The organism is Bacteroidetes bacterium GWF2_43_63, from assembly GCA_001769275.1.
Classification (GTDB): domain Bacteria; phylum Bacteroidota; class Bacteroidia; order Bacteroidales; family DTU049; genus GWF2-43-63.
The window spans coordinates 55,977-69,345 of sequence record MEOQ01000001.1 but is presented as its reverse complement, the minus strand read 5'-3'; the positions used below and the strand labels follow the sequence as shown (position 1 = coordinate 69,345).

Genomic DNA, 13,369 nt, shown 5'->3' with positions numbered 1-13,369 from the left:
TCCGGCAAGTGTCGTTCCGCTGCCAGTGGTTGCGCCTGTAAGTACATAGGTCAGACTGGCGATTCCATCATTGTCGGTTGCCGTTGCATCCCAACTGTTATCAGGTTGTGTAAAAGTGTCTTCGCCCAGATCGGTATTCTCGCTCTGATTATTTCCTGTGAGGCAGAAGCTGAATACTGGATTCTGATTGTCGGTGATTAGTACTTCAAACACGCATTCCATCTCATTTCCACTGCTGTCAACGGCGGTGAATGTAACGGTGGTTGTGCCTATATTGAATGCGACTCCGGCAAGTGTCGTTCCGCTGCCAGTGGTTGCGCCTGTAAGTACATAAGTCAGACTGGCGATTCCATCATTGTCGGTTGCCGTTGCATCCCAACTGTTATCAGGTTGTGTAAAAGTGTCTTCGCCCGGATCGGTATTCTCGCTCTGATTATTTCCTGTGAGGCAGAAGCTGAATACTGGATTCTGATTGTCGGTGATTAGCACTTCAAACACGCATTCCATCTCATTTCCACTGCTGTCAACGGCTGTGAATGTAACGGTGGTTGTGCCGATATTGAACGCTACTCCGGCAAGCGTTGTTCCGCTGCCAGTGGTTGCGCCTGTAAGTACATAGGTCAGACTGGCGATTCCATCATTGTCGGTTGCCGTTGCATCCCAACTGTTATCTGGTTGTGTAAAAGTGTCTTCGCCCGGATCGGTATTCTCGCTCTGATTGTTTCCTGTGAGACAGAAGCTGAATACTGGATTCTGATTGTCGGTGATTAGTACATCAAACACGCAATCAATCTCGTTTCCGCTGCTGTCAACGGCTGTGAATGTAACGGTGGTTGTGCCGATATTGAACGCTACTCCGGCAAGCGTTGTTCCGCTGCCAATAGTAACACCGCTGAGAACATAGGTCAGACTGGCAATTCCATCATTGTCGGTTGCCGTTGCATCCCAACTGTTATCAGGTTGTGTAAAGGTGTCTTCGCCCGGATCGGTATTCTCGCTCTGATTGTTTCCTGTGAGGCAGAAGCTGAACACAGGGCCTTCATTGTCGTTTACTATAACCTTGAAAGAGCAATATGCCTTATTTCCGCTGCTGTCAACGGCTGTCCAGAGGACAGTGGTTTCTCCCATATTAAAAGCAACACCATTCAGTGATAATCCGGTGCCGATGGTTGCTCCGCTCAGCACATAGGTTAATGAATCGATGCCACAATTATCCGAAGCTGTTGCATTCCAGGCAGTACCATTATGAGTATAGGTGTTGTAGCCTGAATCGGTAGGAAGAATGAATTCTTCTCCATTTGGACAACTGACAAATTGAGGTACTTCAACATCTTTCACTTCAACAGTGTAAGAACAGCTGCTGATATTTCCGCTTTTATCCGTTGCGGTCCAGGTCACCGTGCTGATACCAATATTAAAAGCAACGCCGTTCAGCGAATTTCCGCTGCCGGTAGTTGAACCACTAATTACAAAATTTAAGGACTCTATTCCGCAATTATCTGTTGCTGTTGCATCCAGTCCTGTTCCTGAAACCACATAAGTGCAGCCATTGTTGGTAACAAAACTTTGTGGAGCAGCGCAAGTGATTACAGGTAATGTTCTGTCAACAACAACCGATGTTGCAGCAAAATAATTATTTGCGGTATTGGTTTCGAGTGTTGCACACGAAGTTTTGACAACATTTGTTACTGATGGTATTCCCGCACACAATGGCAAAACGGTAACCGTGTAAGTATGTGTTTCATTTACGCCAAGGGTTGGAATAACCGGCCAGGAAACAGTTCCAAAAGCAAACGATCCGCCATCGGATGCAGAAACAAACTGGAGCGTGGGTGGTAAAAGATCCTCAGTTATCACATTTGAGGCAGCATAATCTCCGTAGTTTCCGACTGTAACGGAATAGGTATATTGTTCTCCTGCGAATAGCGAATCCGGTTCTGATTTGGCAACTGAAATATCAGGCAGCAATGTGATTGAAAACACCGCCATTGCATTATTGTTGTTGTAATCAGACTCCGGAACCGCAGTGGTAATACTTGCATAATTCCTGACCAGGGTAACTCCGGGATTAAACGTTGCGGAGGGATCAATTTTCATCGAATAATTAATCTGACCGCTGTCATTGGGATTGATTGTACCCAGGTTCCATTGAATCATTCCTCCGGAAACCAAACCTCCATCAAGAGACATAGGATTCATATGCACATTGTCAAAGAAATCCTTCAAAACAACATTTTCTGCCGCACAGTTTCCAATATTTTTATAACGCAAGGTGTAGTAAACGTCACCTCCAATTACAGCGGGCATTGGTACCGTGACCAATGTTTTCGAAACTGTGAGATCAGGATGTCCGAGAATGTTTGTTGTAGCTGTTGCTGTCGGATAACGACTTTGGTTCGTATAAGAGCATTCTACCATATTTGTAATTGTGCCCGAACAAATTGCATTGTCTAAAACCCGAACCGTAACAATAATTGTTTTTGCGCTATCGAGACCATAGCCCATGGTTCCCAGCGACCAGACATTGTTTGTACCAGCATCCGGTGCAGGAACTGCACTCACAAATTCTATGTTTGGATCATAATTTTCGTACAGCTTAAAATTCTCTGCCGGGTATTTATCATTTGAATTAAATACAAAAATGGTATAGGTGAATTCCTCGCTTCTTTCAACCGGATCTTTCGAATCGATTTTCGAAATATTCACCAATGGATATTTTGGAGCACCAACAATTTCCGTTTCTGTCAGAGCGACATCAAAAGTGCCTGGACATGCTACAGACGTAGCAGTAATATCATGACAACTGAACCGAAACGGATTTGAGCCGATGGGCGCCGTTAACTCCAGAAGAAACTGATAGGTGCTATGTGGTTGAATCCAGGGTGTTTCGGTGATTACATTTCCGCTCATATCCAGCGTTCTGGACATAAGTGGATCAAAATCCTGTCCGTTACACGCATGATTAAAAACCGACAGCGAGAACTGATCATAAATATTCCCGTTGTTATTAATCTGCATTAGATAATACAAAACAGTGTTTGTGGAAGATTTTATTACTCCGCTTGCATCGCTCACCTGCACACCGCAGTACTGGTTAACTACAGTAGTGGTCGTATCACCAAAAACCGGCGGATTAGTCACATCGCTTTGAATGGATGTATAATTGCTGATAATATTATTGGCCGCTGGCATATAATAACCACTTGTTGAACCGCTGATTCCATCTCCGGGAATACCGGCACGGATCTGAACGGTTATCTGACGAATTCCAATTCCCAAAGATTCCAATTCCGGAATATTTGTTTTATCCCACATTAGTGTGTTTCCCACCAACGTTCCAGCCGGACTGGAACCCACATACGTGTAAAAATTTCCGGCAGGCAAATAATCCTTGATTATTACATTGCTTGCCTCCGCTGTTCCTACGTTGGAAAATTCTATAATATAGGTAATAATTTCACCGGGATTTGCTTCAGCCGGACTTGTTTTATGAATGCTTAGCATTTCTGAATCCTGTGCCGTAGCCCAGCTTTGCATAAAAAAAAGGAAGGCCAGGCATGTCAGAAATGATGTCAATGTTTTTATTTTAGTTTTCATGATAATCGCTTTTAAGGTTTCTATTTTAGTGACTTTACATTTCTGCATTCAGCCTCCCCTGCAATGCATTTTTCTGAACAATTTGTGGTCGAAGTTTTTCATGGCATATTTTTTAATTACTGCGTTCAAATTCCTTGTTGTTTTTCCGATGAACAATAGAGAATCTTTCTTTGCACCTTTTCTTTGTGCCCGTTATTGCAAAATGAGTTGTAATAAAAAGAGCAAACCTGGTGGCTGCTCCTGTATATTGCATGAACATAAATAAATGATGCCGTTGTCAATACAACCGGCTCAGAGTCAATAATGCTATGCAATAAAAATTGCTTCATTTTCAAACTTTTTAAACTAGAAAAATATTTTACCCCAACTCAATGAAACATCAGACGAACAAAATCTAATTTACGACGAGCAAGGTACGTTCACAACAACCTCAAATCTGCGCTTTTATGCTATATGTCATAATTATTTAGCTTTTTACCGATATTGTTTGACTTTTTGATTACCCCATAAAATTCGAAGAGCAAGACTGCGCTAACAAAGCATCATCGTTGATGGGCGAAAAAATTAGTCGAATGTGAAATTTTGCGGAAAAACATTTCTTCTCCTTTTACCGAATTGTTTAACATCGAAAAGCAAAAATCATTAACAAAGTGCCTGCTTAACGGTTAAATTTGCATACTAATCTTTTTATTATATTTGCATGTCTTAGATCTGCTTTTTCACTGTTTTCCAAAAAACACACACCATGAGAAATCTTCTACTTGTTCTATTTGTAATCACAATACTATTAGTGCCAACACAGGGTTTCAGCCAGGATATTGATTCGGACGGCTGGACCATAGCTGCGGGCGACTGCGATGATGATAACAACGCCATACATCCCGGGGCTGAAGAAATCCCTGGAAATGCCATAGATGAAAACTGCGACGGGTCAGATGCCTGCACCTGTTACACCGATGCAGATACTGATGGTTTCGGGGATCCGTACAGCCCGTTTTTTTCGCTCGACTGCGATTGTGCCGACCCCAATGAGGCCTCGACCGGAACAGATTGTGACGACACTAACAACGGAATTCATCCCGGAGTGATGGATGTATGCGGCGATGGAATTGACTCTAATTGCGATGGAATAGGCGGCGGCGGTAATAATGCCGATGAAGACCTGGATGGACTGACACTTGTCAAAGAAAACGCGCTGGGAACCAGCGACTGTGATACCGACAGTGACAACGACGGTCTCGCTGACAACATTGAAGATTACGACAATGATGGTGTAAAAGATGCGACTGAAACCAATGCCGCCATGCTTGACTCTGATGGAGATGGCTTGAATGACGGCATTGAAGATGCAAATCACAATGGTCTTTCCGACTCAGGAGAAACTGACCCGCTCGATAACGATACGGATGGCGATGGATTATTGGATGGATCGGAAGATCTTGATCATGATGGCATTGTCGATGCCTCTGAAAGCAACCCGTTGGATGCCGACTCCGATGATGACGGCATTGACGATTCCGACGAAAGTGCGATGGGTCTGAATAAAATAATGTCAGATACAGATGGTGACGTATTAAACGATGGGCAGGAAATCGGAAGGAATATGCCTGTTGCCCCTGGGACCAGCAATGTAAGAGGTGTTTCTTATTTGGGAACAGACATGATGGTCTGGCGTTTTGACGCCAATACCTCTTCGAAAACCGATCCGCTCGATGCCGACAGCGATGATGATGGCATCAGCGACGGTACCGAAGACATAGACCACGACGGGCTTGTAGATGCATCTGAAACCAATCCGGCCGATGCCGACCACGACGATGACGGACTCCGGGATGGCGACGAAGATTTGAATGATAATGGAATTCTGGATGCTGTTGAAACCGATCCGAGAGACTCTGACAGCGATAATGATGGACTGAATGACGGCCTTGAAAAAGGCATGAGCAGCCCTATTGCAGGTGGAACAAGCAGCGGAGCATATGCGCCCAACAGAATAGCTTACACCGGAACACTGGCCGGCTGGACAGGGGATTTGGATCCTGTAACAACCACTAATCCACGCAGCACAGATACGGATGGAGATGGTCTTACAGATGATGTGGAAGATGCAAATCACAATGGAGTTGTTGACGCAGGCGAAACAGATCCAAATGATTCTGACTCTGATGACGACTTGTCTTTAGACGGAGCAGATTGTCAGCCACTCAATCCAACCATTTACCCTGGGGCACCTGAAATTGTGGCCGATGGAATTGATCAGGATTGTGATGGAGGAGATATCTGTTACAGAGATGCGGATAATGATGGATATAGACCCGATGGTACTTCAACTGTTGCCAGTGCTGACTGCGATTGCGCCGATGCATCTGAAGCCGGCGACGCTGATCCGATTGGAGATTGCGACGATTCTCAGGCAAGCATTCACCCGGGTGCCAGTGAAATAATCGGCGATGGAATTGATCAGGATTGTTCTGGTGGCGAATTGTGTTACCATGATGAAGATTCTGATGGATACGGTGGCACCGGTACCATCTCTTCTGCCGATCTGGACTGCTTTGATGCATATGAGTCAATGTTTGCGACCGATTGCAACGATGCTTTGAGTTCAATACATCCGGGTGCAACTGAAATTGTAGCCGATGGAATTGACCAGGATTGTGATGGCGGAGACATCTGTTATACCGATGCCGATGATGACGGATACCGACCTGATGCAACTTCGACGGTGGTAAGCGCTGATTGTGATTGCGCCGATCAATACGAAGCCACTGCTGCTGACCCTACCAACGATTGTGATGATGCCCGCGCTGATATCTATCCGAACGCACCTGAAATTCCGGGTGACGGATTAGATCAGGATTGCAATGGTGTTGATGCTATTTACTGTTTTCAGGATGTTGATCAGGATGGTTATGGCGATATTGCAGGAACAACCGTAATTGCACTCGATGGCTCCTGCGACACTTTCGACGGCGAATCGTTCAACATGATGGATTGCGATGATAACGAAAGCGAAATTAACCCGGGTGCAATAGAAATTCCCGGTGACGGCATCGATGAAGACTGTAACGGATATGAGTATTGTTTTGTTGATAGCGATGGCGACACTCATGGCTCTACCGACATGTTCGAAACCCCCGTAATGGAATGCTTTCTGGTCGGTGGATCAGATGTCAGCGACGATTGCGATGACTATTTCAGCGAGGCTTATCCTGGTCATCCTGAAGTTTGCGATGGTGCCGACAATGACTGCGATGGTTTTGTTGACAACAACGCAATTGATGTTCAAACATGGTATCTTGATAATGATTGGGATGGATACGGAAATCCGGCTCTTTTTGTTTTGGAATGTTTTCAGCCTGGCGGTTATGTTTCAAACGATTTTGACTGCGACGACAATTACGGTAATGTTTATCCAGGCGCCACCGAGTTTTGCGACGGACTGGACAACGACTGCGATGGAGTAACCGATGATAACGCGGTGGACTCACCAATATGGTACGCCGACAGCGATGAAGACGGATACGGAGACCCGGGAATTTTTGTTTTTTCCTGTAATCCCGGCCCTGGCTATACTTTAAATGACTGGAGCTGGGACTGCGACGATACCGACAACTCTGTTTATCCGGGTGCCATTGAATATTGCGACGGAAAAGACAACGATTGCAACGGCATTGAGGATGATTATGCCATCGATGCTCCTTTATGGTATTTTGATGGCGACAGTGATGGTTATGGTGACCCGTATAACTCTGTTTCGGAATGTAATCCGTCGCCTGGTTATGTTGGCAATAATCAGGATTGTGACGACAGTAATTCCAATGTTTATCCGGGTGCCCCAGAGATTTGCGATGGCTGGGACAATGACTGTAATGGCACCGTTGACGACAATGCACTTGATGCAATGTGGTGGTATGTGGATAATGACTGGGACGGTTATGGTTTTACCCTTGATTCCATTTACGCTTGTGTTCCGCCCTATGGCTATGTTGACAACAAACTCGATTGTGATGATAACAATCAGAGCACCTACCCGTATGCAATCGAAATATGCGATGGCGAAGACAATGACTGCGATGGCGACATTGATGAAAATGTGGAATGGGCGCCATTCTGGTATGCCGATACCGATGTTGATGGATATGGCAATCCGTTTGAAACAATTCAATCCTGCACGATGCCTCTCGGATATGTTGAAAACAACATGGACTGTGACGACTCAGATGAATACATCAATCCGGATGCCTATGAATTTTGTAATGGACTTGACGATAACTGTGATGGCGGAATCGATGAAGGTTACGACTCCTACATTTACGACGAAAATTATTCAATTTGTCAGGGCCAAACCTACACCTGGCACGGAAACACCTATTCATCGGCTGGAAATTATACCGATATCACTGAAACGGTCTATGGCTGCGAGGTGTACAATTTACATCTTACTGTTAATCCAATATATTTTTCTGCCGAATCTGCTGAAATCTGTAGTGGCTCTGCATATCTGTGGCAAGACAGTGTGTACACTACCGCTGGTACGCATGTTTACAATCCGCTGACTGCCGAAGGTTGCGACAGTATTTTTGAACTCACGCTCACGGTAAATCCCGGATCAGGATACGCCTTCCACGACACCGTTGCTATTTGCAGTGATGATAATTTCTCCTGGCATGGTGACAATTATTTCTCATCCGGAATTTACGAAGATCATTATCTGACGCAGGCAGGATGCGACAGCACCTACTTCCTCCACCTGACAGTGAACCCTTCCTATCATTTCAATCTTACAACCAATGCAATTATTGGTGAAACCGTAAACTGGCACGGACAAGCAATTACAGCCAGCGGCACCTATTATGACTCATTTGTTACGCAGGCTGGATGTGATTCTATTTATGCAGTGACCATTTATTTCAAAGAGCCTATCCTGAGCGAGCTTTGGGGGGTGTCAATGGAAGGTGGCCCGAACAATGCCGGTTTTATTTACAAAACAGATGGTAATGGAGATAATTTAACCGCTGTGCATTATTTCGACGCGGAAGGATATTATCCCGATGGCGGACTCACTGCCGGTCCCGATGGATTGTTGTATGGAATGACTTTAGTTGGAGGTGATTTAGACGGAGGAGTGATTTATTCCATTGATCCGGTAACCGAAAACATTGAGGTACAACACTCATTTAGCCCCTTTGATTTTGGCTATCCGTCAGGCACAATGCTGCTGGCTTCGAATAATAAATTATATGGAATGACGCTCAGTGACATTGAAAACTGCGTGGGCACTTTATTCGAATTTGATCCTTCAATAGGCCTCTTCGAAACAAAAGCGCAACTCAATATTCAAAGCGGTTGTCAACCATCCGGGGTAACATTGGCTGAAGGATCGAATCATGTTTTATATGGAGTCACACAGAGTGGCGGCACCAATGGTGGCGGTGTAGTATTCGGGTATGATTATAATTCAGAAACGTACACCGTTTTAAATAATTTTTCTTCAGGTGGCTCCAATGGAAATATAACATTGGCCTCGGATGGAAATCTGTATGGAATTCACTTGGCGGAAAACAGTCTTTTCAAATACGTTAGTCCTGGTGTTATTGAGATTATGCATCAGTTTGGCACCGATTCACTTGGCAGACATCCACAAGGCAGACTGGAAGCCGACAGCGCAGGCATGTTGTGGGGTATAACAAGAGATGGTGGTGGGTCAGATGCCGGCATTTTATACAGTTATGATACGGAGTATAGCCAGTTCACAAAACTGGCCGATCTTGCTTCAATTGGCACGGAGAAACCGTTGGGCAGTCTCACTCGTACTTCCAACGGCAAGCTGTATGGAGTGACCAATGGAGTGATTGGTGGAGAAGGTGGCGTTTTATTCCAATATGATCCACTTACAGATTCACTAGTTTCAAAATTCACTTTCGGAATAAGCGAGGAAGGTTATGTATCTAACCCTAAACTAATAGAAGTATGTCAACGCCCGCAATTCAGCCATAATCTGTCGGCGCTCGATCTCTGTAATCCAAGCGACACTATGCTTTACGTGAATGTGTCCGGCAATGGAATTTCATATACCTGGCAGGCAGATTTTGGTTCAGGATATTCTAACCTTAGCAATGATGCAGTTTACAGCGGAGTGAATAATGACACATTGCATATTTCAGGAGCAAATTCCGCTATGAACGGATACGTGTATCGCTGCGTGGTGAGCTCTACCTGTCCGTCCATCAATGTCAATTCAAACTCCAGCGAATTGAATATCCGCAGTGAATACAATTTCAATGAAACAGCTTCCATCTGTACCGGAAGTGCTTATCTGTGGCAGAATAATATTTACAATGCCGCCGGAACCTATTATGCACATTACAATTCCATGTATGGCTGCGACAGCACCTATCAGCTCACGCTGACAACTACAGCAGGCACCGGATATGCTTTCAATGACACCGCTTCAATCTGCGACGGCGACATCTACACCTGGCGTGGAATGCCGTATACCGAAAGCGGCATTTATCAGGATTCATACACAACTTTGGCTGGGTGTGATAGTTCGTATTTTCTTCACCTGAATATAAATCCGATATATGAATTTAATGATGTGGCAACTATTTGCGAAGGCGGTGCCATGTTGTGGCATGGAGAAATTTACGATTATGAAGGCATCTACCATAAATATTATACATCGTCGCTTGGATGCGACAGCGTGTATCATCTGACGCTGGATGTTGACTACAATGTATATGAAGAGTTGGGCTTTTATTCGTTGGAAACAGCACAGATTTGCAACGGAAGTTCTTATTTGTGGATGGGCAATGTTTATACAGAGGCCGGTTTATACGAAGTTCACAGACCCATTTTCGAAGGGTATGGACTATGCGACAGTGCGTTTTTTCTCGATCTGCACGTTATTGGCGGCCCAGGTTTTACTCAAAGGGATACGCTTGAAATTTGTGGCGGCGACACAGCCTTCTGGCAAGGTGGAAATTATATTGAGAGCGGTTTTTATGTAATGCCTTATTTGACTCAGGGCGGATGCGACAGCACCTATTATCTGAATCTGACAGTGCATCCTTCGTATCACTACGCTGATGTTTTTAATTCAATCATCGGCGATACGGTTGAATGGCGCGGGCAGCTGTATTCAAGCAACGATTCCGTGGTTGAACATTACTCGACCGTTCATGGCTGCGACAGCATTTACTCTTTTGTAATTCATTTTTATCCTCGTTATGAAGGCCCCGACAGCACGCAGCTCTGGGGAATGACGCGCGATGGCGGAGCAAATAATCTTGGGTGTATTTTCAAAACCGATGACAATGGTGAAAATCAAACCGTGGTGTATTCATTTGAACAAAGCGGAGGAACAAATCCTTACGGAAGTTTGTTTTATGCTTCGAATGGAAAACTCTATGGTATGACCAGTAGTGGTGGATTAAACAACATGGGGACACTCTTTGAATACGATTTAGCAAACAACATCTACACTGATGATTTCAGCTTTGATGCAATCAATGGTGCTTCACCAGTTGGCAGCCTGATTGAAGGAAGCAATGGTTTATTGTATGGGATGACAAAAAAAGGTGGGGACCTGGATCAAGGCGTAATCTTTTCATTCGATCCTGTTTCGCATCATGTTCAAAAACTGGTTGATCTGGCGGATTATAATATGAACCACCCCAATGGCAGCCTGACACTTGCAGCTGACGGAAATTTCTGGGGACAATCATTGGGCGGCAATCCTATGTATTCTGAGTTTTTTGGAATGTGGTATGAAAGCACGCTGGGCGTTGTTTTCGAGTATAACCCGACAACAGGGGCTGTGGAAACTTTAGAACAAATGGACGGAATGGCAACGGGCTTTTTCCCTTCCGGCACACTTGTTCAATCTTCGGTGAATCAAATGCTCTATGGTGTTACTATAGGCGGACCCACAGCATTTGAATACTATCCAGTGCCAATTTCTCACAATGGTACGCTGTTTACTGTACAGGCAGGCCAATCGATAAACACAATTCATACTTTTGAGTTTGATAATGAAAATCAGGGAAGTATTCCGGTTGGTGGGCTTGTTGAGGCAGCAAACGGAAATCTTTATGGTTTGACTTCAGAGGGTGGATCTTTCGACGCTGGAGTGCTGTACGAATACAATCCCAACTCTTCAATGCAGGCAATAAAAATTAATCTTGCAGCGGTTTTGACTGGCTCTGCACCTATGTCTCCTATGATGAAAACCTGCGACGGAAAACTATTCGGCATGACCAGCGAAGGCGGTGAATATGGTTTCGGAACAATTTTCCGCTACGATGTAAATTTAAATACATTGATTAAAACACATGATTTTGATGGTACAAATGGTGCATCGCCGCAGTATTCATCCTTGACGGAAATACCTGCAGTGATGCGAATTATTTCTCAACCAGCGGATATTTCTGTCTGTCACGAATCGGATCAGATGATTACTGTAATTGCCAATGGAAACTATCTGACATACCAATGGCAAATGAGCTCTGGAAGCGGCTTTTCAGATATTTCAAACAACAGCGTTTTTACAGGAGCAACCTCATCAATGCTGCAAATCAATGATGCTCCTGACACTATCAACGGTGTTCATTTTCGTTGTGTGCTCACATCGCAATGTCCTGTAAAATCAATCACTTCCGACTCGATGATGTTGCAGGTAAATCCAATTTATATGATTGAGGAAAACCATGCTATCTGTCACGGAGAGACTTATTTATGGCAAGGCAACAATTATTCGGACAACGGAACATTCTATGCGCATTATAATACAATGCACAGTTGCGACAGCACATACAAACTGATTCTGAGCGTTCATGAGCTTCCGTTTGTCTATGCTGGTTCGGATTTAAATATCTGCGAAGGCAGCACCATTTCGCTCACTGGTAGCGGCACCGCCAATCAGTACAATTGGAATAACAACGTTGTAAACAGCATGTCTTTCCAACCACTGGCCAGTAACACTTACATTGTAACTGGCACAGATCTGCTCACCGGTTGTAAGGATTATGACACCGTTCATGTGCAGCTGCAACCTACTCCTGTTGTTGATGCCGGCATTGCGCTCACTGTCTGTGAAGGCGACTCTGTAACGCTTACAGCATCAGGTACTGCAACAACTTTTGTGTGGAATAACGGCGTTACCAACAATGTTCCTTTTGTTGTCACCAACAGCGATGTGTTTACTGTAACCGGCTACGACGCATACGGATGCAGCAATCAGGACTTCACACTGGTGTCGGTAACTCCGGTTCCGGCTGTGGCACTTATTCTCAACGACACGGTATTTTGCCTCACCGACAATCCGATGTATCTGTCAGGAATTCCATCGGCGGGTACATTCTATGGAACAGGTGTAAGTGGAAATATGTTTTATCCCGATGTTGCCGGCCCAGGCGATCACAACATCATCTATTCCTACACGAATGGTGGCGGCTGCACCGGATTTGATACCACAATCGTAAGTGTGAATGATTGCACCGGCCTGGATGAAAATGATCTGTTCAATGTTTCTATTTACCCCAACCCAACCTCCGGCCAGCTCACCATCACCTTCCCCGCCGAAGATGATTATACGCTTTCATTCATTCAAAAAGAACAAATTTCTGCACAGAAAACAGTTCAGTTTGATCTGAATTCCGTTGCGCCGGGCGTGTATATGCTGAAAATTGAAAACGCTGAAGGCTTTGTGCTGAAGCGGGTTGTGGTTGAATAATAATAATCAAACTAAACAAAAAGGCCTTCGCAAAAA

The 13,369-nt window shown here is 44.6% G+C and carries 1 protein-coding gene and 1 pseudogene; one reads left to right on the top strand and one right to left on the bottom strand.

From position 1 onward, the window contains the following. Window positions 1-3,645 (bottom strand): annotated as a pseudogene (locus tag A2W93_03745) (hypothetical protein). A 742-nt stretch (window positions 3,646-4,387) separates the two neighbouring features. Here A2W93_03745 and A2W93_03740 point away from each other — a divergent pair. Beyond that, the gene (locus tag A2W93_03740) at window positions 4,388-13,333 is read left to right on the top strand and encodes a hypothetical protein (GenBank protein OFY56547.1); all 8,946 of its coding nucleotides are present in this window, start codon (window positions 4,388-4,390) and stop codon (window positions 13,331-13,333) included. The last annotated feature ends 36 nt before the right edge of the window (window positions 13,334-13,369 follow it).